Source organism: Bradyrhizobium cedriense (assembly GCF_054602315.1).
Map to the genome: position 1 here is coordinate 1,133,368 of NZ_JBTSWB010000001.1, position 22,647 is coordinate 1,156,014.

General features: G+C 63.5%; 25 protein-coding genes. 13 read left to right on the forward strand and 12 right to left on the reverse strand.

Annotation, left to right across the window (positions count from 1 at the left end):
- The first annotated feature begins 5 nt into the window (after positions 1-5).
- The 8 genes from flgC to ACYCVF_RS05320 all read left to right on the forward strand — a co-directional run bounded on the left by flgC (position 6) and on the right by ACYCVF_RS05320 (position 8,036).
- Positions 6-431 carry a flagellar basal body rod protein FlgC gene (gene flgC, locus ACYCVF_RS05285; protein WP_459597590.1) on the forward strand — a complete coding sequence of 142 codons (426 nt, stop codon included), beginning with the start codon at positions 6-8 and terminating at the stop codon, positions 429-431.
- 16 nt (positions 432-447) lie between these two features.
- Positions 448-756 carry a flagellar hook-basal body complex protein FliE gene (gene fliE, locus ACYCVF_RS05290; protein WP_459597592.1) on the forward strand — a complete coding sequence of 103 codons (309 nt, stop codon included), beginning with the start codon at positions 448-450 and terminating at the stop codon, positions 754-756.
- A 107-nt stretch (positions 757-863) separates the two neighbouring features.
- Complete coding sequence (gene fliQ / locus ACYCVF_RS05295; protein WP_011088555.1) at positions 864-1,127, forward strand: flagellar biosynthesis protein FliQ; 264 nt, start codon at positions 864-866, stop codon at positions 1,125-1,127.
- 14 nt (positions 1,128-1,141) lie between these two features.
- Positions 1,142-1,912: a flagellar biosynthetic protein FliR gene (gene fliR, locus ACYCVF_RS05300; protein ID WP_459597594.1), complete on the forward strand. Its 771-nt coding sequence runs from the start codon at positions 1,142-1,144 to the stop codon at positions 1,910-1,912.
- 12 nt (positions 1,913-1,924) lie between these two features.
- On the forward strand, positions 1,925-3,004 hold the full coding sequence (gene flhB, locus ACYCVF_RS05305) for a flagellar biosynthesis protein FlhB (RefSeq protein ID WP_459597596.1): 1,080 nt from the start codon (positions 1,925-1,927) through the stop codon (positions 3,002-3,004).
- A gap of 154 nt (positions 3,005-3,158) precedes the next feature.
- Positions 3,159-5,738, forward strand: a complete 2,580-nt coding sequence (gene cckA / locus ACYCVF_RS05310) for a cell cycle histidine kinase CckA (protein ID WP_459597598.1) — start codon at positions 3,159-3,161, stop codon at positions 5,736-5,738.
- A 316-nt stretch (positions 5,739-6,054) separates the two neighbouring features.
- A complete protein-coding gene (locus tag ACYCVF_RS05315) occupies positions 6,055-7,080 on the forward strand; it encodes a Tim44 domain-containing protein (RefSeq protein WP_459597600.1) in 1,026 nt (341 codons plus the stop codon).
- 248 nt (positions 7,081-7,328) lie between these two features.
- A complete protein-coding gene (locus ACYCVF_RS05320) occupies positions 7,329-8,036 on the forward strand; it encodes a glutathione S-transferase (RefSeq protein WP_459597602.1) in 708 nt (235 codons plus the stop codon).
- Positions 8,037-8,291: 255 nt separating this feature from the next.
- Here the strand turns inward: ACYCVF_RS05320 and ACYCVF_RS05325 are convergent, their stop codons facing one another.
- A complete protein-coding gene (locus ACYCVF_RS05325; RefSeq protein WP_459597604.1) occupies positions 8,292-8,465 on the reverse strand; it encodes a hypothetical protein in 174 nt (57 codons plus the stop codon).
- Between the two features lie 180 nt (positions 8,466-8,645).
- Positions 8,646-9,116: a hypothetical protein gene (locus ACYCVF_RS05330; protein WP_459597606.1), complete on the reverse strand. Its 471-nt coding sequence runs from the start codon at positions 9,114-9,116 to the stop codon at positions 8,646-8,648.
- Positions 9,117-9,323: 207 nt separating this feature from the next.
- Here ACYCVF_RS05330 and ACYCVF_RS05335 point away from each other — a divergent pair, with 207 nt between their 5' ends.
- Positions 9,324-10,979: a fumarate hydratase gene (locus ACYCVF_RS05335; RefSeq protein WP_459597608.1), complete on the forward strand. Its 1,656-nt coding sequence runs from the start codon at positions 9,324-9,326 to the stop codon at positions 10,977-10,979.
- Between the two features lie 144 nt (positions 10,980-11,123).
- Here ACYCVF_RS05335 and ACYCVF_RS05340 read toward each other — a convergent pair whose 3' ends face one another.
- The 6 genes from ACYCVF_RS05340 to ACYCVF_RS05365 all read right to left on the reverse strand — a co-directional run bounded on the left by ACYCVF_RS05340 (position 11,124) and on the right by ACYCVF_RS05365 (position 15,424).
- The gene (locus tag ACYCVF_RS05340) at positions 11,124-12,047 is read right to left on the reverse strand and encodes an SH3 domain-containing protein (protein ID WP_459597610.1); all 924 of its coding nucleotides are present in this window, start codon (positions 12,045-12,047) and stop codon (positions 11,124-11,126) included.
- Positions 12,048-12,064: 17 nt separating this feature from the next.
- Positions 12,065-12,361 carry a hypothetical protein gene (locus ACYCVF_RS05345; protein WP_028181202.1) on the reverse strand — a complete coding sequence of 99 codons (297 nt, stop codon included), beginning with the start codon at positions 12,359-12,361 and terminating at the stop codon, positions 12,065-12,067.
- A gap of 105 nt (positions 12,362-12,466) precedes the next feature.
- Positions 12,467-13,021 carry an inner membrane-spanning protein YciB gene (locus ACYCVF_RS05350; protein ID WP_459597613.1) on the reverse strand — a complete coding sequence of 185 codons (555 nt, stop codon included), beginning with the start codon at positions 13,019-13,021 and terminating at the stop codon, positions 12,467-12,469.
- A 12-nt stretch (positions 13,022-13,033) separates the two neighbouring features.
- Entirely contained in the window at positions 13,034-13,609 is a 576-nt protein-coding gene (locus ACYCVF_RS05355) for a hypothetical protein (RefSeq protein ID WP_459597615.1), read from the reverse strand.
- Between the two features lie 76 nt (positions 13,610-13,685).
- Complete coding sequence (locus tag ACYCVF_RS05360; protein WP_459597617.1) at positions 13,686-13,949, reverse strand: hypothetical protein; 264 nt, start codon at positions 13,947-13,949, stop codon at positions 13,686-13,688.
- 77 nt (positions 13,950-14,026) lie between these two features.
- Positions 14,027-15,424 carry a carotenoid oxygenase family protein gene (locus ACYCVF_RS05365; RefSeq protein ID WP_459597619.1) on the reverse strand — a complete coding sequence of 466 codons (1,398 nt, stop codon included), beginning with the start codon at positions 15,422-15,424 and terminating at the stop codon, positions 14,027-14,029.
- A gap of 106 nt (positions 15,425-15,530) precedes the next feature.
- On the opposite strand from ACYCVF_RS05365, the gene ACYCVF_RS05370 reads away from it, so the two are divergent.
- The gene (locus ACYCVF_RS05370; RefSeq protein ID WP_459597621.1) at positions 15,531-16,268 is read left to right on the forward strand and encodes a TetR/AcrR family transcriptional regulator; all 738 of its coding nucleotides are present in this window, start codon (positions 15,531-15,533) and stop codon (positions 16,266-16,268) included.
- A 31-nt stretch (positions 16,269-16,299) separates the two neighbouring features.
- Here ACYCVF_RS05370 and ACYCVF_RS05375 read toward each other — a convergent pair whose 3' ends face one another.
- Positions 16,300-16,905 (reverse strand): hypothetical protein, encoded by a 606-nt coding sequence (locus tag ACYCVF_RS05375; protein ID WP_459597623.1) that lies wholly within the window; start codon positions 16,903-16,905, stop codon positions 16,300-16,302.
- A 162-nt stretch (positions 16,906-17,067) separates the two neighbouring features.
- On the opposite strand from ACYCVF_RS05375, the gene ACYCVF_RS05380 reads away from it, so the two are divergent.
- A complete protein-coding gene (locus tag ACYCVF_RS05380; RefSeq protein ID WP_459597625.1) occupies positions 17,068-17,622 on the forward strand; it encodes an SET domain-containing protein in 555 nt (184 codons plus the stop codon).
- A 72-nt stretch (positions 17,623-17,694) separates the two neighbouring features.
- Here ACYCVF_RS05380 and ACYCVF_RS05385 read toward each other — a convergent pair whose 3' ends face one another.
- From ACYCVF_RS05385 to ACYCVF_RS05395, 3 genes are read right to left on the reverse strand one after another with little or no spacing between them, the layout of a single operon-like run.
- On the reverse strand, positions 17,695-18,225 hold the full coding sequence (locus tag ACYCVF_RS05385; protein ID WP_459597627.1) for a VOC family protein: 531 nt from the start codon (positions 18,223-18,225) through the stop codon (positions 17,695-17,697).
- Between the two features lie 16 nt (positions 18,226-18,241).
- Complete coding sequence (locus tag ACYCVF_RS05390; RefSeq protein WP_459597629.1) at positions 18,242-19,132, reverse strand: alpha/beta fold hydrolase; 891 nt, start codon at positions 19,130-19,132, stop codon at positions 18,242-18,244.
- A 51-nt stretch (positions 19,133-19,183) separates the two neighbouring features.
- Complete coding sequence (locus ACYCVF_RS05395; protein WP_459598013.1) at positions 19,184-20,008, reverse strand: oxidoreductase; 825 nt, start codon at positions 20,006-20,008, stop codon at positions 19,184-19,186.
- A gap of 225 nt (positions 20,009-20,233) precedes the next feature.
- On the opposite strand from ACYCVF_RS05395, the gene ACYCVF_RS05400 reads away from it, so the two are divergent.
- Positions 20,234-21,088: a LysR family transcriptional regulator gene (locus ACYCVF_RS05400; protein WP_459597631.1), complete on the forward strand. Its 855-nt coding sequence runs from the start codon at positions 20,234-20,236 to the stop codon at positions 21,086-21,088.
- A 357-nt stretch (positions 21,089-21,445) separates the two neighbouring features.
- On the forward strand, positions 21,446-21,748 hold the full coding sequence (locus ACYCVF_RS05405) for an antibiotic biosynthesis monooxygenase family protein (RefSeq protein WP_459597633.1): 303 nt from the start codon (positions 21,446-21,448) through the stop codon (positions 21,746-21,748).
- Positions 21,749-22,647: the final 899 nt, after the last annotated feature.

Genomic DNA, 22,647 nt, shown 5'->3' on the forward strand with positions numbered 1-22,647 from the left:
GCATCATGGCGAATGACAGCAGCGACTTTGCCCGCTCGATGGCGATCGCCACCTCCGGACTGCGCGCGCAGGCCGGACGGATGCGGGTGATCTCGGAAAACATCGCGAATGCCGACTCGACGGCGCAGGCCGCCGGCGGCGATCCCTACCGGCGCAAGGTTCCGACCTTCTCCTCCGCGCTCGACCGCACGCTCGACGCGCAGGTCGTCACCCTCGGCAGGATCAAGCCGGACCAGTCCAACTTCCGCGTCAAGTACGAGCCGAACAATCCGGCGGCGGATGCGAGCGGCAACGTCAAATATCCCAACGTGAACTCGGTGGTCGAGATGACCGACATGCGCGACGCGCAGCGGTCCTACGAGGCCAATCTCAACATCATCAGTGCGACGCGCCGGATGATCCAGCGCACGCTCGACATCCTCAAGAGCTGAACAGGACATTTGAGCCATGGCATCACCGACAATCGCCGCGAATGCTTACGCCAATCTCGCCCGCGTGCTGGAGAACAGCGGCGCCAGCAAGGGCAGCGAGCCGAACGGGCAATCCTTTGCTTCGCTGCTGAAGGACGCCGTCGGCAGCGTCATGGAGTCCGGCCGCAAATCCGATGCGCAGACGGTTGCGATGGCAGCCGGAAAGGCGAACGTGATGGACGTGGTGACGGCGGTCGCAGACACCGACGTCGCCGTGTCCACGCTGGTCTCGGTCCGCGACCGCGTGATCGCGGCGTATGAAGACATCATGAAGATGCCGATCTGAATTGGGGAGTGGTGAATGGCGAGTAGCGAGTGGGTGCGTCTCCCATTCGTCGTTCGCTACTCGCGATTCGCCTCCTTCGAGCCATCAACGAACAGCGGAATTGCCAAATGACCGGACCCGAGACCCTCGACGTCGCGCGCGATGCGATCTGGACCATCGTGATCGTGTCATCGCCGCTGATGGTGGTAGGCCTGGTCGTCGGCGTCATCGTGTCTCTGTTCCAGGCGCTGACGCAGATTCAGGAGCAGACGCTGATCTACGTGCCGAAGATCCTGGCCATCTTCGCCACGATGCTATTGGCATTACCGTTCATGGCCGACTCGCTCCACGCCCACATGCTGCGGATCTCGTCGCGAATCATCGGTGGCTGAGGCACAATGCGTAGATGCGCATCGACGTCTCGCTGCTGCCGGCGCTCGCCGCTTCCTTCATGCTCGCTTTCGCCCGGGTCGGCGCGATGGTGATGCTGCTGCCTGGGCTCGGTGAGACCAACATTCCGACGCGGATAAAGCTGTCGATCGCGCTGCTGCTCACGCTGATCATCCTGCCCCTGCATCGAAACGCCTACCAGGTCGACATGGGCTCGCTCGCGCCGCTGCTGGTCATGATGTTGCATGAGATCGCGATCGGCATCGTGCTGGGCGCGACCGCGCGTGTGACCTTGTCGGCGCTCCAGGTTGCGGGATCCGTGATCGCGCAGCAGATGGGGCTCGGCTTCGTCACCTCGGTCGATCCGACCCAGGGACAGCAGGGCGTGCTGGTCGGCAACTTCCTGACCATGCTGGGGGTGACGCTGCTGTTTGCCACCGACAGCCATCATCTGGTGATAGCGGCGCTGAACGACAGCTACACGATCTTCGCGCCGGGCGAGACCGTCTCGAGCGGCGACGTCGCCTCGCTGGCGACGCGCGCCTTCGCCGCAGCATTCCGCCTCGGCTTGCAGCTCTCCGGGCCGTTTCTGGTGTTCGGCCTCGTCTTCAACATCGGGCTGGGTGTGCTGGCGCGGCTGATGCCGCAGATGCAGGTCTATTTCGTCGGCGTACCGCTGTCGATTTTCGCGGGGTTCCTGGTGCTCGCCGTGGTGCTCACCGCGATGATGGGCACCTATCTCGACTACTTCATCGGTGTCATGCACCAGATGATGCCACTCAAGTGACCGGGGCGATCGATGGCGGAAGACAACGATCCCGAAAGTAAAACAGAAGACCCGACGCAAAAGCGCCTCGACGATGCGCTCGAACGCGGCGACGTCGCCAAGAGCCAGGAGATCAACACCTGGTTCATGATGGCGGGCGGCACGCTCGTGGTCTCGACCTTCTCGGGCTCGGTTGGCAGCGGGCTGCTGACGCCGATGCGCAACCTGCTCGCCAATTCCTGGATGATCAAGACCGACGGCAAGGCCCTGATCACGCTGATGCAGCAGATCGAATTCGCCGTTCTCGCGGCGATCGGCGTTCCCCTCTTCATGCTGATGCTGGCGGCCATTGCCGGCAACATGCTCCAGCACCGCCTGGTGTGGTCGGCGGAGTCCCTGAAACCCAAATTCAACAAGATATCGCCCGGCGCCGGCTTCAAGCGCATCTTCGGCAAGCAGGCCGCGGCCAATTTTCTCAAAGGCGTCGGCAAGCTGGTCCTGCTCGGCGCGGTCATGACCATGATCCTGTGGCCGGAGCGGCATCGCATGGAGGCGATGGTCAGGCTCGATCCGGCCGCCATGCTCGGCGCCACGACCACCCTGACCATTCATCTGCTCGGCGCGGTGGTCGCAGCGCTCGCTATCGTCGCCATCGCCGATTATTTCTTCCAGTACCGCAGCTGGTTCCAGCGGCAGAAGATGTCGCTCCAGGAGATCAAGGAAGAGTACAAGCAGTCCGAAGGCGACCCGCACATCAAGGGCAAGATCCGGCAGTTGCGGCAGCAGCGCGCCAAGAAGCGCATGATGGCGGCGGTTCCCAAGGCTTCCGTGATCATCACCAATCCGACCCACTATTCCGTGGCGCTGTCCTATGAGCGCGGCATGACCGCGCCGATCTGCGTCGCCAAGGGCGTCGACAATCTCGCCTTGAAGATCCGGGAGATCGCGCGCGAGCACGACATCCCGATCGTGGAGAACGTGCCGCTGGCCCGCGCGCTCTATGCCACCGTCGAGATCGACCAGGAAATCCCGACCGAGCACTATCATGCGGTCGCCGAGGTCATCGGCTACGTCATGCGGCTGAAGCGCGGATTCAGCGCCGGGCGGGGATAAAACTCCCGAAAGGTACCGGAAATGGCCGTATTCTGGGAATCAGCGTACCTTTCGCCCCTGCTGCCCTTGCACCTCAGGGTCCGATTGAGGCAGGGAGGACCCTGCGCGCCCCGTAGCGCGTTGATTCTCTGTCGACAGGCTGCGCCAGCTTGATATGACCGTCGAAACCGACCACGACCTCACACGCGAGCCCGTTGCGGCGCACGAGCCGTCGCAGCGCTCGGGCAGCATTGCGCTGGTGCTGCTGGTGGCTGCCGGTCTGGTTGCTGTCGCCATCGGGTTGATGACGCTCGGGCGCGCGCAGGCGCAGCCCTACATCCTCGGCATCCTCGCCGTGCTGGCGATGGTCGGCCTGTTCAACCTGTTCGCCTTCGCCGCCGGCATCATCCGCTTCGCCGACCGCAATCTCGATGATCCGATCATTCGTCGCATCTCCGATCATTCGTTCGACGGGCTTGCAGTCACCGATGCGCGCGGCCACGTGGTTTATTCCAATGCCGCCTATCTGACCCTGACCGGCGCCACCAGCCCGCAGGACGTGCGCCCCGTGGAGCGCGTCTTCATCGGCAACCCCGACGTCTCCGAAGCGGTGTTCCGGCTGCTGAAGGCCGCCCGCGAAGGCAAGCGGCAGCAGGAAGAGGTGCGCATCTCCGGCCAGGATGGCAGTCAGGGCCGCTGGTTGCGCATGCGGGTGCGCCCACTCGGCACCGGCAAGCGCGAGGCGAAATATGCGGTGTGGTCGATCGCCGACATCACGCGCGACCGCGAGCGCCAGGAAGACGTATTCCAGGAACTCCAGCACGCGATCGAATACCTCGACCACGCGCCCTGCGGCTTCTTCTCGGTCAATCCGGCGGGCGAGCTCGCTTATGTGAACGCGACGCTGGCGAACTGGCTCGACTACGACCTCGCCGAGATCGGCTCGGGCGGCCTGAAGCTCACCGACATCGTCTCCGGCGACGGTGCCTCGCTGCTGACCTCGATCGTGGCGGTGCCGGGTGAGGTGAAGACGGAAATCTTCGACATCGACCTGCGCATGCGCACCGGCAAGACCATGCCGGTGCGGCTCTATCACAAGCTCGCCTTCGGCGCCGACGGCGCGCCGGGGCCCTCGCGCACACTCGTGATCAGCCGTGCCCGCGACGAGCGCAGCGACCCCGACCGCGCCGCCGAAGTTCGCTTCATGCGCTTTTTCGACCACACGCCGATGGCGATCGCGACCGTCGATCGCGCCGGCAACGTCGTTCGGGCCAATGCGCGCTATGCCAAGCTCGGACAGGCCCTGGGGCTGGACAACGCCTCCAAGTCGATCTTCCGCGCGGTCAATTCGCGCGACCGGCACCTCTTGATCGCGGCCATCAATCAGGCCGCCGAAGGCAAGGCCGACATCGCGCCGGTCGAGGTGGCGCTGGAAGGGGCCAAGGAGCGCTGGGGTCAGTTCTTCGTCACACCGGTCGATTCGGCCGAGAACGACGCGGAAGCCGCCATCGTGCACATGCTCGAGACCACCGAACGGCGCGCGCTGGAGAACCAGATCAATCAGTCGCAGAAGATGGAGACGGTCGGCCAGCTCGCCGGCGGCATCGCCCACGACTTCAACAACGTGCTCTCCGCCATCATGATGGCGAACGACTTCCTGCTGAACGCGCACAAGCCGACGGACCCGTCGTTCCAGGACATCATGCAGATCAAGCAGAACGCGACGCGCGCCGCGACCTTGGTGCGGCAGCTGCTGGCGTTCTCGCGGCGGCAGACGCTGCGGCCGCAGGTGCTCGATCTCGGCGACGCGCTGTCGGACCTCACCATGCTGTTGCGCCGCCTGATCGGCGAGAAGGTCAAGCTCGACCTCGTCCACGGCCGCGATCTCTGGCCGGTGAAGGTCGACGTCTCCCAATTCGAGCAGGTGATCGTCAACCTCGCGGTGAACGCGCGCGACGCCATGCCGGACGGCGGCAAGCTGATCATCCGCACCGCCAACGTCGCCACCGAGGACGCCGGCAAGCTCGCCTACAAGGGCATGCCGGCTGCGGATTATGTCCGGATCGAGGTCGCCGACACCGGCACCGGCATTCCCGCCGACATCCGGGACAAGATCTTCGAACCGTTCTTCTCGACGAAGGAAGTCGGCAAGGGCACCGGGCTCGGGCTCTCCACCGTCTATGGCATCGTCAAGCAGACCGGCGGTTTCATCTACGTCGATTCCGAGCCGGGGCAGGGCACATCGTTCCATATCTTCCTGCCGCGCCATCACGCCGAGCAGGAAGCGCAGGTCGAGCAGCCCGCGGCCGTGGCCGGCGCGATCAACGGCGCCGCGAAGGAAGCCGCCCCGGCCGAGGCGAAGCCGCGCACCGATCTCACCGGGCAGGGCACCATTCTGCTGGTCGAGGACGAGGAAGGCCTGCGCGCGCTCAACGCCCGCGGCTTGCGCTCGCGCGGCTACACCGTGGTCGAGGCCGAGAACGGCGTCGAGGCCATGGAGGTGCTGGAAGAGCAGAGCGGCGCGATCGATCTCGTCGTTTCCGACGTCGTCATGCCCGAGATGGACGGCCCGACGCTGCTGAAGGCGATGCGGGAAAAGAACCCCGACATCAAGTTCATCTTCGTCTCGGGCTATGCCGAGGACGCGTTCGAGAAGAGCCTGCCCGAAGGCCAGCAATTCGACTTCCTGCCGAAGCCATTCACGCTCAGCCAGCTCGTGGCGGCGGTGAAGGAGACGATGACGAAGCAGGGGTGATGAGCGCCCTCACCAGTTTTTCGTCTTACGCTCAACGCCCTGCCGTCATTGCGAAGTGTCTCTTGCGGCGAAACGATCCAGGCTGTCTCTGCGGAATTGTCTGGATTTGCTTCGCTGCGATCGCAATGACGAGGAAAAAACGGAAACTCCCTCGCATGATCGCCGGTAGCCCGCGACCTCGGTTCCCTGCCGCGTCGGGCCAAACCCCCACCAAATATGGGCTTTTGCCACATCCCCGCGACTGAGGGCCGCAGCCACAGTTTCCGAAACCGGCTTCACTTTTCGGGAAGTCTGCCCATCTTAAGCGCACATCCCCATGCCGGGGATTTGGGAAACGCAAATGACTTTCTCGCTACGCTCCCGCAGCCTCTTCAAGACGATCGCCGTCGTGCTGGCGCTTGCGCTGCCGACTGCACTGGCGATCTCGTCCGCCGACGCGCGCGTCGGCGGCGGCTCCTCGTCGGGTTCACGCGGCTCGCGCACCTATACGGCGCCGCCCTCGACCACGACGGCGCCGGGGTCGGCCTCGCAGTTCAACCGCACCTACACCCAGCCGGGTGCAGGCATGAATTCAGCTGCTTCCGCGCCCGCGCGCGGCGGCCTGTTCGGCCGCGGCGGCGGTTTCCTGGGCGGCCTTGCGGCCGGCTTCCTCGGCGCCGGCCTACTCGGCATGCTGTTTGGCGGCGGCCTGTTCGGCGGCCTCGGCAGCCTGTCCTCGATCCTCGGCCTGATCATCCAGATCGCGCTGGTGGTGTTGGTGGTGCGGCTGGCCATGTCGTGGTGGCAGCGCCGTCACGCCCCGCGGGCGGCTTATGCCAACGCCAACGCCAATGCTGATGCAGGCGCAGCGCCTGGACCGCAGACGAACTATCGCAGCGGTCTTGGCGGTGGACTTGCCGGTGGTCTTGGCGGCTTCGGCTTCGGTGCCAACAACGCGCCGCTCGAGATCAAGCCGGACGACTATGAGGCGTTCGAGCGCCTGCTCGGCGAGGTCCAGACCGCCTGGTCGAACGAGGACGTGGCCAAGCTGCACACGCTCGCGACGCCGGAAATGGTCTCCTACTTCGAGCAGGACCTCGCCCAGAACCGCGCTCGCAACGTCGTCAACAAGGTCACCGACGTGAAATTGTTGCAAGGTGACCTCGCGGAAGCCTGGCGGGAAGGCGAGACCGACTACGCCACGGTGGCGCTGCGCTTCGCGCTCACCGACAAGACGATGGACCGCAACACCGGCGCGATCGTTGCCGGCAGCGAGCAGCCGGGCGAGGCGACCGAGATCTGGACGTTTGCCCGCAGGCCGGGCAGCGGCTGGGAATTGTCGGCGATCCAGCAGACCAACTGATCGCAAGCGATTTGACAAGGAAGGGCGTCGTGCTCAGGCACGGCGCCCTTTTCGTTCGGCCCATCGCTCACTCTGTGCGTCATCGCGAGCGCAGCGTAGCAATCCGGAAGGCTTCCGCGGAACGACGCCGGATTCTTCGCCGCGCGTGGAATGATGGTGTGTTTTGCGACAGCTGTCGCAACGACGCTGACGGAACCTTGGGGCGAGTGATACATTGGCTCCGTCGCCCCACGTTCACGGACTCCCCCATGAAATACGAGCTTTACTACTGGCCTGAGATCCAGGGCCGCGGCGAATATGTGCGGCTGGCGCTGGAGGAGGCGGCTGCCGCCTACGTCGATGTCGCGCGCGGCCCGCGCGGGACGGCTGCGATGATGAAGGTGATGGACGGGCACAAGGGCACGCCGCCTTTTGCGCCGCCGTTCCTGAAAGCGGGCAAGCTCGTCATCGGCCAGACTGCGAACATCCTGCTCTACCTCGGCGCCCGTCACGGCCTCGCGCCGAAGACGGAAGGCGGCAGGCTCTGGGTGCATCAGCTTCAGCTCACCATCTCCGACCTCGTCGTCGAGATCCACGACACTCATCATCCGCTCGGGCCGTCGCTCTATTATGAGGACCAGAAGGCACCGGCGAAGAAACGCACGGCCGACTTCTGGGACGAGCGCGTGCCGAAATATCTCGGCTATTTCGAGCAGCTTCTCGCCGAGAGCGGCGGCACCTATGTCACCGGTCGCCGCCTGACCTACGTCGACCTCTCGCTGTTCCAGATCGTCGATGGGCTGCGCTATGCCTTCCCCAGGCGCATGAAGGCGTTCGAAGCGGATGTCCCGGGCCTTGTCGGCCTGCACGACCGCATCGCCGCGCGACCGAACATCAAGGCCTATCTCGAAAGCGAGCGCCGCATTCCCTTCAACGAACAGGGTATCTTCCGCCGCTATCGCGAGCTCGACGGCTAGACTAGCCAGTTCGATTTGAGAGTGGCAGCCCTGACCGGACGTCGGGCATCAGGCGACGACGCTCCCGCACCGCATAGTCGGTATTGCGCCCATTCCGACGACGAAGATCGTGTTCTGCAGCAGCAGGCGTGCGATCATGCGGAGAGTCCCGGGATTGCCGCTCGCGATCATCGTCCTGCTATCCGGCAAAGATACGGCCGGACGCGCGAAAGGCCCGATCGACCGGATCGGGCGCTTTGGCCTTGGCAAGTCTTGTCAGGCGATCTGATCGATCCGCGTTCCTTGACCCGGCGGCAGCGGCGCAGGCGGCTGCGGCTTATAGGTCGGACTCTCGTCCTTGATCTTGGTCTGAACGTCCTGCTGCTTGGTCGAGTCGTAGTTCGGAACCACGATCGCGATCGGTGGGGGCGCAACGGTGGAAACCTTCATTCGCAAATCCTCACATATGGAAACAATCGAGCGTGCCCTGCGAGGAGCGAAATTTCCTTCAAGGCAATCGCTAAAATGCGAGGGATTCGCGCGGTTTGATGCGCCGTCGTCAGCTTCCGCGCGCGGAAGATTTGAGAGAAGAGCCGCTCTCTCCATCGCCATGCGGAACAGCGGGCATTCCTATTCGTCCTTGCCGCGGGTGATCGCGATGGACGCCTCCGTCTTGGTGCGTGTGCATTCCATGTTGAGCCGGCGGTAGCGCATGCTGACCTTGTCGCCGCGCAACAGGCCCATCCGCTTCAGGCAACGTGTCGCGCCCGTCGTGGTATCGTCCTTCGTCACGGTGAAGACGATCGCTGCCATCGATCCCACCAGCGTATAGAACTCCGGCTTCGGCTTGCGATCGCCCTTGGCGTAGAGCTCGATGGAATACTTGTCGCCTCGGCAGGCGACGGACAGTTCCTTGGCCGCCGGATGCGTCATGTAAACGACATTGGCGGCGCGGAAGTTCACCTTGAGGCGATCGACCTGGTTTGCCAGCTCCTTGGCGCCGTCGTCGCAGCGGTCGGCGTGGGCGGGAGAGACGAGGGCCACAAGGCCGGCGATGGCGGCGACCAGGATCGCGCCGCGGACGTTCAAGTTCAATGTCATGATGAAAAGCCCCTTAGCGCGCGCATTCAAGCGTCGGCGGGCCCGAAGCGCAAGGGCGGGGAACGGGCTTTCCACGTGCTGCGCCAATGTCTTCCTGAGCCCTATCCATCCTTTCCATGCCCATCGGTCCCTTCCTTTTCCGTCCAAAATGGGCTTAGAACGCTTCTACGCCGAGGCCCCGCGAGGCCCAAACCCGAGATCCGCCCCATGAACGCGCCCACCGCCTTCCCCGACCAGTCGAAACCCGTCCCGCCCTACAAACACACCCCGCTGTTCCCGCTGGGCAAGGACGAGACGCCCTACAAGAAGATTTCCTCCGAGGGTGTCAGGGTCGAGAAGGTCCTCGGCAAGGACATGCTGGTGGTGTCGCGCGAGGCGCTGCGTACGCTGTCGGAGGCGGCCTTTGGCGACATCAACCATTACCTTCGACCCGGCCATCTGAAGCAGCTCCGCGCGATCCTGGAGGACGGCGAGGCCAGCCCGAACGACAAGTTCGTCGCGCTGGATTTCCTGAAGAACGCCAACATCGCGGCCGGCGGCGTGCTGCCGATGTGCCAGGACACCGGCACCGCGATCATCATGGGCAAGAAGGGCTGCAACGTCATCACCGACGGCGACGATGAGGCGGCACTCTCGGAAGGCGCGCGCGATGCGTATCTCCGCCGCAACCTGCGCTACTCGCAGGTCGCGCCCTTGTCGATGTATGAGGAGAAGAACACCGCCAACAACATGCCGGCGCAGTGCGAGATCTACGCCGAGGGCGACGATGCCTACAAGTTCATGTTCATGGCAAAGGGCGGCGGTTCCGCCAACAAGAGCTTTCTGTTCCAGGCCACGCCCTCGGTCCTGACCAAGGACCGGCTGCTTGCGTTCCTGAAGGAAAAGATCCTCACCCTCGGCACCGCAGCCTGCCCGCCTTATCACCTCGCCATCGTGATCGGCGGCACCTCGGCCGAGCTCTGCATGAAGACGGTGAAGCTCGCTTCGGCGCGCTATCTCGACGCGCTGCCGACCCACGGCTCGCCGGACGGCAACGCCTTCCGCGACCTCGAGATGGAGCAGGAAATCCACAAGATGACGCAGTCGCTTGGCGTCGGCGCGCAGTTCGGCGGGAAATATTTCTGCCACGACGTGCGCGTGATCCGCATGCCGCGTCACGGCGCCTCACTGCCGATCGGGCTTGGCGTGTCCTGCTCGGCCGACCGCCAGGTGCTCGGCAAGATCACCAAGGACGGCGTCTATCTCGAAGAGCTCGAGCACAACCCGGCGCAGTACCTGCCGCAGGTCGAACAGTCGCTCGGCGGCGAGGTCGTCAAGATCGATCTCAACCAGCCGATGAAGGACATTCTGGCGACGTTCTCGAAGTATCCTATCAAGACCCGCGTCTCGATGACCGGCACCATGATCGTCGCGCGCGATAGCGCGCATGCCAAGCTGCGCGAGCGGCTGGAGAAGGGCGAGCCGCTGCCGGACTATTTCAAGAACCACCCGGTCTACTATGCCGGCCCCGCCAAGACCCCCGAAGGCTACGCCTCCGGCGCGTTTGGCCCGACCACCGCAGGTCGCATGGATTCCTTCGTCGACCAGTTCCAGGCCGCCGGCGGCTCGATGGTGATGGTGGCCAAGGGCAACCGCGCGCCCGCGGTGCGCGAGGCCTGCAAGAAGTACGGCGGCTTCTATCTCGGCTCGATCGGCGGCGCCGCCGCGAACCTCGCCGAGCACTGCATCAAGAAGGTCGAGGTGCTGGAATATCCCGAACTCGGCATGGAAGCGATCTGGCGCATCGAAGTCGTTGACTTCCCCGCGTTCATCATCATCGACGACAAGGGCAACGACTTCTTCAAGGAATTGAATTTGGGTTGAGGCTGCGTTCCCCGGACGCTGCGCAGCACGAAGTGATGCGCTGCTGATCCGGGGTCCATAGAGGTCTGGGTCCCGGCTCTGCGCCGCGTCACTGCGTGCCGCGTCGCGTCCGGGACACGAGGAAGGCGCTTAGCCTACGGTGCCCTAACTGCAATTCGTGACCTGGTTGGAGCACAGCGCGCGCCACCAGCCGCGGACGCGGTCGTGGCTCTCGACGAGACCCCAGAAGCCGCTGCAGGCCAAGAGGCGCTTGGGACCACCGTCGGTGTCGATCGCGCCGCCAAGCTCGCGCTGGGCCGGCATCCATTTGGCATCGACGAAGGGAGCCTGGAACAGCCCGCCCATGCGCGTGGCGCCGTTGGCATAGGCTGCGCCGACCTTGTTGGAGGCGACCCAGCCGCGCCCGGCATAGGGCTTTGGCGCGCTGCGCGGATATTGCTTCTCGTCCTCGTAATCCTTGCCCGGCGGCTTGGCGCCTTCGATCAGAAACCAGCCGTCCTTGAAGCCGATGATGCGGAATTCGGTGAGCCAGCCGCCCTCAGGCGTGTTCTCGCTGCCGCCAAGCTTGAGTTGGTAAGGCGGCGGCAGCGTGCCGAGCACGCGCGCCCTCGCTGACGGCTCGGCGCGCACGTTGAGGCCATCAGGATCCCTGTCGATCGACCAGGCGCCGAGATCGCAGGGCTCGGTGCCATCAGGCAGCGTCGGACGCTTGGCGGCGAGATCGGCGTGCAGCTTTGCGAAGTCTGTATCGTCGTTATCAGGATCAGGCCCGGTGCGCGGCTTCAGCTCGGCCGAGACGGCGCGAGTCGCATCCGGCGTCAGCGTGACCACGAGCACCTGGCGCGCCGCGAACACGCTTGCGGGCGTCTTCGGATCGTTCGATGTCACGGGATCAACGGCGAGGTAACCGGTCGAGCCATCGGTCCGATAGGCGGTGCCGGCCACAAGGCCTGACGGCACCATGGCGAGCGCGCTTGCGCGCCACGCCGGTTCGGTGTCTTCCGCGCGCGCCAGCAACGATACTGCGACACACAGCATCGTCGCCGCGAAGAGTCGGATGGTGGGCATGTGCCGAAAGCGCGGCGTTACGCCCGTACGCCCGTAAACGGAAAGCTGCCCATCGGGCCGATGCCCATCTCGCCGCTCATGCTGTCACCCGAGACCTTGCCGATGAACTCGAGCGTCAACGGCATCGGATTGGTGATGGAAACCTTCCAGTTGACGGCGTCGCCGCTGATGGTGCCGTCGAAGATCTCGGCGGTATTGCCCTCTGCGCCCTGCGTGCCCGTCAGCGTGCCGCCGGAGCTCAGCAGGGTCAGCGTCGCCTGGCGCTCGCCCATGGGCGTCGTCATGGTCAGATTCCAGTTGCCGTCTACGGCCATTCCCGTCTCCCGAACAGATTTCCGCGGTCCGCGACGATCCGCGGCCCGTCCTGAGCGAGGCTATAGCTCAACTTGCAGCTCCTGCCTAACCCTGCGATAGGGCATTTAGGCGCGGGCGGCGGCACGCCGGCGGCTGGTGACGATGAGGCGCAGAACGACGTATTGAAGGGCAAAGGCCAGAATCTTGCCGCCGCCTGCGACCACCGTGAGGTAGAACGCCCACAGCTTCAGATCGCCGGTCGATGCGACAGCGATCATCCCGGCGCCGATGACGAACATCAGCGCCGCCCAGGCATAGCCTGCAGCCGTCACATATTCCGGAACGGTCTCGACGACGATCGGCGGCATGTAGCGCAGCATCCATCCGCGCTTGAGCATGATGAGACCGATCGCGAAATGCGCGATCGCGGGCTTTGCCAGCATGAAGCGGGGATCATTGGTCAACAATGTGATCGCGCCCAGTCCGACGACGAGCGCGAGGCTCGCATAAGTCATATAGTTGAGCTGCTGCCCCTTGACGCGGGCGTAGATCACCTGCGCGAACGCACCGGCAATCGCTACCGACGTCGCCAGGATGACGTTGTCGGTGATGAGATAGATGACCAGGAAGAGGATGGCGGAGAAGAGATCGGAGGCGAGGCGGGAGAATACGTCCTTCATCGTCAATCCTGTTCAGCGCGCGCTGGGCAAGGTGCGGGCAGGCGTACCGTACTTGATCTGGCAATATTCAGGATACCACTTTGTGAAGTAAATCGCACTGTTCCGGGCTGCAAGAGCAACCGCAAGGCTCGACCAGAGCGGCAGGCCGGGAACGTAGAGCAGCACGAGGTTGGCGGCCGCCATCAACAGCGCGGCCGCGGTCCATGCGCCGGTGATGATGTAATTGGCGCGGAGGAAGCCGGGCATGGCCGCGGTCTCTGCCGGGACCGATTCAAGCGCATATTGCAGCGTGAAGGGGCGGCGAACCAGCATCGAGCCGAGCGAGATGACGAAGATGCCGACATCGACCGACAGCTTGACGCCGAGCGTGCCGAGCGCAGGATCGATCAGCGCGAGATAGAGACCGATTGCGGCGAACACAATTGCCGACCCTGCGGCCAGGATCTTCACGGAGCGACCGCGCGCGAGGTCGATGACGACGGCGGCGAGGCAGATTGCAGAGGCCGCGAATACGCTGATCGTGGCCGAGGTCGCCAGCGTCAGGAACGTATAGGCGCCGTAGGGCGCGAGGATCAGGAAAATCGCCATTGCCCACCTCGGTCAGGCCAATCTTTACAATGTAAAGATAAATAGTTCGGCAGCGGAGTGGAGTCAAGCTAGATCTTTACAATGTCAAAATGGTATAGGCGGCCTGCAAAAGCTCAAATGCAGCAAGCGCTTGTTCGGATGCTTCTTGCGCGATTTCCGTCCAAGGCAGGCGGGCGAGAGCCGGCATCGTCCAGGCGATCAGGAAACCGGCGAACAGCAGGATGCCGCCATTGAAGTTGGGTTGCCCGCTCTGCCGCAGCCGGACCATCTGCGGTGTGAGCGTGGCGCATGTCATGACGAGGACGGCGAGGCAGTCTGCGGTGATCGAGGGCGTGTACATGCGAGGCCTCATTGCTGAGATGCCGATGTCATTGCGGGCACGCGGCTTCCGTACGCCCCGGAATGACGAATGGAGAGCTACACCGCTCCCACCCAATTGCCGTGGAAACCGTCGGGCACGCGGTGCCCGAGCTGCACGAGCGCGACGGGGCCGACCTCGACGTCGGTGGCATTGAACACGGCGAGGTCGCTGCGGTTCTCGCGCGCCCGCCAGATTACCGCCAGCAGCCACCCGTCACCCTCGGCGGCATCCTTCGACCGCTCGACGAAGACGGGCTCGGAGATGGTGTCGCCGGCGGGCAGCAGATAATGGCCCAGCCTTCGGCCGCCGCCGTCGACGTGCACGATGCCCGACAGCGCGCCGAACATCGGCTGTTTCGGATTGGCGCAGGCGTACCAGCCGTGACGGCTCTTCAGCCCGGCACGGCGATCGTCGATGCGGGGGAATTCACCGGTGAGGTCGTCGAGATACGTCTGCTGGAAACGGTCGGTATTCCCCGACAGATCGAACGTCCAGCGGCAGTGGCGGGCGCGCGACTTCTCCGGATCGGTGGGCCGGCCGTCCGGATGTGGAAACAGCGGCGCCTCCTCGAACTGCATGACGTCGGCGATGATGCGGTTACCGTCTTCCCACGCATTCATGACGTGAAAGACGTAGCAGGCCTCGGCACGGAACCAGACGATGTCCTTGACGGTGCCGCTGCGCTTCATCACGCCGACATAGGAGCCCTTGTCCGGTTCCCAGGCATAGGGCGGCCGTCCGCGCATCGCGCGCTCCATGCTGCCGGTGATCGGAAGGATCGGGAACAACACGTGGTTCGCGGTGACGATGAAGTCGTGCACCATGCTGGCATAGGGCGCCTCGAACCGCTCGAAGCGCGTCGCCCTGCCGGATGCGTCGATCGATCCATAGGAAATGGCAGACGTCAGCGGTCCCGCCGCGTTGTAGCCGAAGAACACCAGTTCGCCCGTGACGGGATCGACCTTCGGATGCGCGGTAAAGCTGCCGGCGACGCGGCCCTGATAATTGTGATAGCCGCGCGTCGCCAGCGTGCCCGGCTCGATCTCCGTCGGCAGGTGCGCCTCCTCCAGCGCGAGCAGCTTGCCCGCATGGAAGATGATGTTGGTGTTGGCGACGCCACCATCGGAGAGATCAGCCGGTGCGTCAGGCAGCTTGCGGCCGAAGCCGCCGAACAGCGCGCGACCGGCGTCGTGCTCGGCCAGCCATTTTGGCGTGCGGACCCAGCGATTGCGGTAGCTCGCGCGTCCGTTCTCGAGGTGGAAGGCGTGCAGCATGCCGTCGCCCACGAACCAGTGCGCGCCGGGAGAATCGAATTGCGGATTGGGACCGTTGCGATAGAGCGTGCCGTTCAATTCGCGCGGCAATTCTCCGACGATCTTCAGGAAAGGCGCGTCGGCCTCGAACGGGATCGGCGCGATATTGTTGCGGCGCTCGGCGATGGCGTCCTGCTGCACGGCTATCCCTCCCTATCTTTACATCGTAAAGATCACATAGCGCCGATAACCGTTCCGGTCAAGTGAAATCTTTACACTGTCAATATTGCGCTTTATAGCTTCTCCGATGGGCAAGAGCGAAACCAGGACCGAATCCGCGCGCGCCGCGCGCACGCCGCGAAAGTCATTGTCGTCGGGGGGGATGCGGACGCGCTCCGCGCGCCGTCCGGCCAGTGCGAAGACCGAGACACCCTATCACCACGGCGCCCTGCGCGAGGCGCTGCTCCAGGCAGCCGAACGGGTGCTGGAGCGCGACGGGCTGTCCGGGCTCACATTGCGCGCGGTGGCACGCGAAGCCGGCGTCTCGCATGCCGCACCCACCCATCATTTCGGCGACCTGACCGGCCTGCTCAGCGAACTCGCAGCTGTCGGCTTCCGCCAGTTCAACGCGGCGATGGCCTCGTCGTGCGACGCGGCCGCCACGCCGCTCGAGCGCGCGCTGGCGCGGCCGAAAGCCTATGTCGCTTATGCGCAGGCTCATCCCGGCATGTACGGGATCATGTTCCGTACCGAACGGCTCGACTATTCCCGGCCCTCGCTCCATGAGGCAGCCGAAGCTTCGTTCGCCGGACTTGCGAATGCCGTCGGCACAATGCGGCAGGAGCAGATCAGCGGAGATGCGCTGACGCTGAACCAGGGCGCTGCGATCGCACGGGCCTGGTCGCTGGTGCACGGATTCACCATGCTGCTGCTGGATGGACGGCTCGAGGACATCCTCGATCGCTTGCCCGAGGGGACGACTGCCGAACGCCTGCTCGAGGCGATGCTGACGGCGCCGATCACGGGAAAGCCGACGGGTCTTTGATCGATCGGGGTGACGCAACCCTTGCAATCATTTAGCGCATCGTCGCAAGCTCGACGGCGCGGCCGCGCGTGCCGATGATCTTCACCTCGTCCTTGCCGCACGTGAAGCCCCGGGCGAAATCATCGGCGGCCTTGCGAGCGAGCTCATTGGGGGTGGGGTTGGCAACCGCATCGACATAGGCGATGTGGCAGACCGGGCCCGGCGGCAGCCGGGTCACGACCAGCATGGCTTTGGTCTTCGGCCGTCCCTGCTTGTCGGGATCTGTGTTGTCCGCGATGTGCCAGCGCTGGATGATCGCGAGCGGCTTTTCACCGGCAGTGCGCCATTCGACGGTGCTCTCCGAAGAGTTGAACGGCGCGAACCAGACGTTTGCTGCCGGTTCTTCCGCCGCTTGCTTGCGATTGCGGCCGACGGAGACGATTTCGCGCAGATCATCCTCGGCGATCAGCACCACGAGCCGGTCCTTGCCCGGGCATACCCGCGTCGTGCTGCCATCGAGGTCGCTGGGCTTGCCGATTTGGCGGCAGTCCTTCGGCGCCGTCGAGGTGTAGCTGCTGCCCACGGATTGGGCGTTGGCGCCGTTCAGTCCGATGCTGGTCGTCAGGACAGCCAAGGCTATGCGGATAATATGGTTCATATGAAGCTTTGAGACTGCGGGAACTCCGTCCCGTCAGACGTCTTGATTGTGGGCAAGGTTCAAACAGGGGCCCGATATACCTGACAGCGGCGCGGAATCGTTCTAGAAGAGCGGCTTCGCTTGGGCTCATCCAGCCTCGTCCGCGTCCTCGTTCTTCTGATCATGCCAGCCACATCCTCGAACAAACCTTATCGCGTCGGCCGTTCCAAGACAGGTCTTGGCCTCTTCGCCACCAAGCCGATCAAGAAGGGCACCCGGATCATCCGCTATTTCGGACCGATCCTGGATTCCAGGATTCCCGAGCACGACGAGATCGAGAACAAATACCTGTTCGAGCTCAACGGGCGCTGGACCATCGATGGCTCCGTGCGCAAGAATCTCGCCCGCTACATCAACCATTCCTGCCGGCCCAACGCGGAATCCGACGTCCGCCCGCGCGAGCGCAAGGTCTATATCCGCGCCATCAAGAACATCGAGCCGGGCGACGAGATCAACTACGACTACGGCACCGATTATTTCAAAGCCTATCTGAAGCCGATCGGCTGCAAGTGCGAGTCGTGCGAGAAGAAGCGCAAGAAGCTGCGCGCCGAGGCACGGGCGGAAGCCGCAAAGGTGAAGGCGCGCACCGCCAAGAAGGTGGCCCCGAAGAGCACGGCGAAAAAGAAGAAACTTAACGGCAAGCGTTTCGCCGGCAAGGCCGGCCGCGCCAAGGCGTAACGCTTCTTTCGTGGTCTGACATCGTCTGCATCGTCACGAATTAACTGATGCGGGTCCCTTTTCGCGCCCTGCTCAGTCCTCATCCTGCCACCTGCGTAGATCTGTCTGGTCATGATAGGCCATGCGGTCCGGCGTGGTGATGAATTCCATCGTCGTGCCCCAGGGCATGCGGCAGTAGCAGACCTTGTTTCCAGGACCTTTCTCGGTTGCATAGGGAATTGCGCGCGGCGCGGTGAGGGGCGTGCCTCCCGCCTTCGCGAAGCGCTCGACCGATGCGTCGATGTCGTCGGTGTAGAGAGCGAAGTGCGTGATGCCGAAGTCGCTCGCCCGGATCGGCTTGGCTTGCTCGGGACCGTGCATTTCGAAGAGCTCGATATCGGGTCCGGTGCCGATCTTGACCATCGCCTGCGCGCGCACGACCGTTCCGGGAAAAGCGCCGACGGCGCGCTCGAATTCGGGTCCTTGCCGCGGCGGATGCTGCGGTCCGAAGGACTGGTAGATCACCTGGCCGCCGAAAGCTTCCACCAGGAACGATTTTGCTGCTTCGATGTCGGGCACCGTGATGCCGATATGATTGACGCCGCGAATGACGGGTGCGGTCATGACAGTCTCCTTTGTTTTATTCGATCCGCCCGGCCCAGGACGGCGCGGGCGCTGACTTTCCATTGGCCTTCAGGAACTCGATCAGGGCGGCTGCGACTTCATCCGGTCGCTCGTCCGCGACATAGTGGCTGCACCGCGTGATCGAGCCGCCTCTCACATGGGTGGCGAATTCCTCGAGCATCGGCACCATCTGCGCACCGAACCGCTGGTCCCCACCCAGGCCAAGCACCGGCATCTCGAGCGGTTGCTTCTTGTAATCGAGCGCTGTCGCATGATCGGCGGCGAGCGTGCGGTACCATTCCATGCCGCCACGCGTGCGGCCAGGAAGCGCCATCGCTCTGGCGTAGATCTCGATGTCCGCCGGATTGAAGGTGCTGTGATCGTAGAACCGCTCTGCCATGAAGGTCGAAACATAGTCGTATTCACGGCCATGAATCAGGCGCTCGGGTAAGTCCCGGTTCATATGGAAGCTGAAGTGCCAGAGCCTTGCGGTCGTCGCCTCCCATCCGGTCCAGCCGGGAAGCGGAACGTCGAGGACGGCAAGGTGGGTAACGGCCTCCCGATAGATGGCGGCCTGTGCCAAGGCGACCATTGCGCCGATGTCATGTCCGCACACGGCGTAGCGTTCGTGCCCAAGGGCAACCATCACTTCATGCGCGTCGCGCGCCATCGTCGCCTTGTCATAGCCGTCGAGCGGGCAGTCGGAAAAGCCCGCGCCGCGCAGATCCATGGCGACCACGCTGAAATGCCCGGCCAGCAGCGGCATCACTTTGTGCCATTCCCACCATGTTTCCGGCCAGCCGTGAAGTAGAAGAATCGGCGGGCCTGAGCCTCCCGTGACGACGTTGATCTTGATGCCATTCACCGGCACCAGCTGCTGGGTAAACCCCTTCAAGGTTGCGATCATGATCGCCTTCCAGTCAGATGTTGACGTTCAAACAAGGCTGGTGACCAGCGCTCAGGGTTGGTCGAAATCGGTGGCGATCGTGATGTCGCGCCAGGCCTCGATATCGTTGCGGAAGGCAGCCAGCTTTCGCTCGGCGATCGCGTGCGCGACCGGGCCGAGCGGCAGATGAAGCGGGGCGTCATCGGCGTCGACTGCCTGCAGGATTACCGCGATCGCTTTGTCGGGATCGCCCGCCTGATTGCCGTTGTTGGTTTCCCGATAGTGCTTGCGCGAGCTCGTGGCGTATTCCGGCATCTCCTTGGCCGCCATCGTGATCGAACGGCCAAGGAAATCGGTGCGAAACGGCCCGGGTTCGACGATCAGCACGCGAATGCCGAACGGCGCCAGCTCGCCGGCGAGCGCTTCGGAAATCCCTTCCACGGCAAACTTGGCCGCGTTGTAATAACCTCCGCCACCGCCGCCCGCGATGCCTGCGCCTGACGACATGTTGACGATCGTTCCGCCGGAACGTCGCAGGACGGGCAGGGCGGCTCTGGTGGTTTCGATCAGACCGAAGACGTTCACCTCGAACATCGGCCGATATTCCTCGGGCGTGCCTTCCTCGATCGCGCCGAACAGTCCGTAGCCGGCATTGTTCACGAGCACGTCAAACCCGCCGAAGGTCTCGACCGCCTTTGCAACCGCTGCCTTGGCCGCCGCCGCATCGGTCACGTCGAGTGGCAAGGTGATCATCCGGCCGCCGAAAGGCTCAGCCATTTCCTCGATCGTCTTGACATTGCGGGCCGTCGCGATGACCCGATCTCCGCGCTGTGCCGCAGCGAGCGCGAGCCGGTGGCCGAAGCCACTCGAGCAGCCAGTGATGAGCCAGGTTTTCATGACTTCTTCTCCGAGTTGTTTTCCGACGACGCCACGCCGTCGCCGCCGCGAACCGTCGAGCTTCCCTTGGGTTCCACACTCAGGGTCGCCCAAGCGGCTGCCCTCACGGGTCGGGGGAAGCCGCAGAAGGACGCACCAGACGATGGCGGGGATTTAGGTGCTTAGATTTGTTCTTGAACTGACATAAATGTACTGTCGGCGTTCAGTTTTGTGCGGGTGGTCGCGATGGAATGGAGTGACGTCAGAATCTTTCTTGCTATCGCGCGAACCGGCACGCTCGGAGGCGCCGCGCGTTCTCTTCAGACAAGCCATCCGACCGTCGGCAGGCGCCTTCGCGCACTTGAGCAGGCAATCGGTCACACGCTCTTCCAGCGCACAGCGGACGGTCTTGTTCTGACCGACGAGGGCCACGGGATCGTCGCGCTGGCCGAGCAGATGGAAGAGGGCGCGCTGGCCATGGAGCGCCGGCTTGCGGGGCAGGAGCAGAATCTCAAAGGCAGTCTGCGCATTTCGTCAACGGACTGGTTCGGCGCCTATCTCCTCCCTCCTATCCTGGCGGATTTCTCGAAAGCCTATCCGAACGTCGACGTCGAGATCCTGACCGGCACGCGCCGATTCAGCCTCGCCCAGCGGGAAGCTGAAGTCGCTTTTCGTGCCGTTCCGTTCGACACTGCCGATGTCATTCAGCGGCGGCTCTTCAGGCTCGACTACGGCGTCTACATCGCGGAGGAGGCGGCTGATCCCAAATATGGCGATGGGACTGGTTTCCGGCTGATCACGCCATCCACGCCCCACTTTCCCGACAGCGCGTGGCTCATCGAGAGTTTCCCCAACGCAAAACCGGTCCTGCGATCGAACAACCGCAACGTCCAGGGGCGCATGTGCAGGCAAGGCGTCGGCATCGCTGTCCTGCCCCGCGTGGTCGGCAACCAGATTCCGGGTATCCGCAGACTGAACCTGCCGACGCCGCCGCCAGCGCGAGACATCTGGATGGGATACCACCGCGACCTGCGGCGTCTTGAGCGCCTCCGCGCGTTCATCTCGACGGTATCGGACCATCTTGTGGAAGCGGCCGCATAGCACGAAAAGAAGAAGTGATGTGACGTCTGCAACTGGCCCCATCGGCGAAGTGGCGGCACCTCTTACAAGGTCCGTTCACTGAGGAATAACAGACGAGATTTGCTCAGGTTGAGTTCTTCGCGTTGTGACCCGTTGCGGACAATATGGTCCCGAAAAATTATGCACCCTGAAACGGTGACGGAACGCCTCCGGTGCGGCGTACCTCTGGTTTGATCGGGTTCTCTCGGGGGCGCTTCATTTGGGTCCAACAACGACTTCGGGCGGTCAATCCGACGTGAGGCTGAAGATAGTGACGGTCCTATTGGAACTCCCCCGTGATAGGCAAGACATCAGGCAACAAAAGAAAGGACCGACCGTATGATCAGCCTAATAAATGTCTTCACGGTAGATCCCGCCAACCAAGACCGGCTCCTCGTTTTGCTCGCGCGCGCAACCGATGAATTCGTCAGCCGGGCACCGGGCTTTGTTTCCTCGACCCTTCATCGGAGCCTCGACGGCACGAAGGTGACCATGTATGCGCAGTGGCGCAGCGCGGAAGACTATGAGTCCATGCGCCAGGATCCTGGACCGCTACCCTTTCTCGAGGAGGCGCTCACGATCGCGAAATTTGAGCCGGGCATATATGAGGTCGTCCGCACATTCTCGCCCATTGATAGGTAGGCCTCGCCCCCGCGCGCGAATCCGGAATTCCGCTGTTGGCCCGGGGTCGACGTCAGCCCAGAGCGCGGCGATGTCCACTTCCGAGAGATCACCCGATCAAGGGCATGCTGGCTGTCGACGGCAGCCTCTGACCCGTTGCAGACGTTTGTCAGGTTCGGCTTGGTGCAGCGTTAGCAAATCCAGGTTATACGAGCCACGACGCCCCGAACGGATTGCCTTCGAAGGTCCGTGACCTAATGAAACGCATTTTTACATTTCTCATAGTGGGACCGCTGCTTCTTGGCGGAATGCTCGAGTTTCTGTTCGGATCGACGAGTGCCCTCGGTTGGTTGGTTGGGCTTCCGTTCCTAGGTTTTTTGGTCGCGTTTCCTAGTGCGGTGGTCGATTACTCTCTGGAAGGGCGGCGCTGGCAGCTCGCTCTCGTGGCGATGTCTGGCGTGGTTGGATCGGCTCTTGTGGGTTTCTCGTCCCAAAGCCACCTGCTTTGGATTGCCGCTGCTGGAGGGGGCTCGATGGCGTTCTGTTCATGGATGACAAATCAGAGTTGGTCGCCGGAACACAAGACGTGATAGCGACCGTCTTTTTGTGTGCTTCCGCTCTGGCCCTTCAGCGACCTCGGGAGACGTCAGCTTTCCCGCCGTTGTTAGAGGCTGGGCGGACATCAGGCGGCCAGCTGATTAATAAGCCCATAGCCTAAAGCGGACGCGGCATCCGGATGTTGGGCGCCGTCTCCTGCCGGCTCTGACTGGCGCGGGGCGAGGCGTCGGGCAAAACACCGAAACCCGTCAATCCCTCCCGACATAAATATATCGCTTTTCCGAATTTCGGATTTGTGGCATACACCCGCCATCCCGGCCCTGCCAGAGGGGCGCTTCGCGATCGTCACGAGATGCGGGCCG

Coding starts and splice junctions, on each gene's coding strand:
- flgC (WP_459597590.1), top strand. CDS start 6: ATGGCGAATGACAGCAGCGACTTTGCCCGCTCGATGGCGATCGCCACC.
- fliE (WP_459597592.1), top strand. CDS start 448: ATGGCATCACCGACAATCGCCGCGAATGCTTACGCCAATCTCGCCCGC.
- fliQ (WP_011088555.1), top strand. CDS start 864: ATGACCGGACCCGAGACCCTCGACGTCGCGCGCGATGCGATCTGGACC.
- fliR (WP_459597594.1), top strand. CDS start 1,142: ATGCGCATCGACGTCTCGCTGCTGCCGGCGCTCGCCGCTTCCTTCATG.
- flhB (WP_459597596.1), top strand. CDS start 1,925: ATGGCGGAAGACAACGATCCCGAAAGTAAAACAGAAGACCCGACGCAA.
- cckA (WP_459597598.1), top strand. CDS start 3,159: ATGACCGTCGAAACCGACCACGACCTCACACGCGAGCCCGTTGCGGCG.
- ACYCVF_RS05315 (WP_459597600.1), top strand. CDS start 6,055: ATGCCGGGGATTTGGGAAACGCAAATGACTTTCTCGCTACGCTCCCGC.
- ACYCVF_RS05320 (WP_459597602.1), top strand. CDS start 7,329: ATGAAATACGAGCTTTACTACTGGCCTGAGATCCAGGGCCGCGGCGAA.
- ACYCVF_RS05325 (WP_459597604.1), bottom strand. CDS start 8,465: ATGAAGGTTTCCACCGTTGCGCCCCCACCGATCGCGATCGTGGTTCCG.
- ACYCVF_RS05330 (WP_459597606.1), bottom strand. CDS start 9,116: ATGACATTGAACTTGAACGTCCGCGGCGCGATCCTGGTCGCCGCCATC.
- ACYCVF_RS05335 (WP_459597608.1), top strand. CDS start 9,324: ATGAACGCGCCCACCGCCTTCCCCGACCAGTCGAAACCCGTCCCGCCC.
- ACYCVF_RS05340 (WP_459597610.1), bottom strand. CDS start 12,047: ATGCCCACCATCCGACTCTTCGCGGCGACGATGCTGTGTGTCGCAGTA.
- ACYCVF_RS05345 (WP_028181202.1), bottom strand. CDS start 12,361: ATGGCCGTAGACGGCAACTGGAATCTGACCATGACGACGCCCATGGGC.
- ACYCVF_RS05350 (WP_459597613.1), bottom strand. CDS start 13,021: ATGAAGGACGTATTCTCCCGCCTCGCCTCCGATCTCTTCTCCGCCATC.
- ACYCVF_RS05355 (WP_459597615.1), bottom strand. CDS start 13,609: ATGGCGATTTTCCTGATCCTCGCGCCCTACGGCGCCTATACGTTCCTG.
- ACYCVF_RS05360 (WP_459597617.1), bottom strand. CDS start 13,949: ATGTACACGCCCTCGATCACCGCAGACTGCCTCGCCGTCCTCGTCATG.
- ACYCVF_RS05370 (WP_459597621.1), top strand. CDS start 15,531: ATGGGCAAGAGCGAAACCAGGACCGAATCCGCGCGCGCCGCGCGCACG.
- ACYCVF_RS05375 (WP_459597623.1), bottom strand. CDS start 16,905: ATGAACCATATTATCCGCATAGCCTTGGCTGTCCTGACGACCAGCATC.
- ACYCVF_RS05380 (WP_459597625.1), top strand. CDS start 17,068: ATGCCAGCCACATCCTCGAACAAACCTTATCGCGTCGGCCGTTCCAAG.
- ACYCVF_RS05385 (WP_459597627.1), bottom strand. CDS start 18,225: ATGACCGCACCCGTCATTCGCGGCGTCAATCATATCGGCATCACGGTG.
- ACYCVF_RS05390 (WP_459597629.1), bottom strand. CDS start 19,132: ATGATCGCAACCTTGAAGGGGTTTACCCAGCAGCTGGTGCCGGTGAAT.
- ACYCVF_RS05395 (WP_459598013.1), bottom strand. CDS start 20,008: ATGAAAACCTGGCTCATCACTGGCTGCTCGAGTGGCTTCGGCCACCGG.
- ACYCVF_RS05400 (WP_459597631.1), top strand. CDS start 20,234: ATGGAATGGAGTGACGTCAGAATCTTTCTTGCTATCGCGCGAACCGGC.
- ACYCVF_RS05405 (WP_459597633.1), top strand. CDS start 21,446: ATGATCAGCCTAATAAATGTCTTCACGGTAGATCCCGCCAACCAAGAC.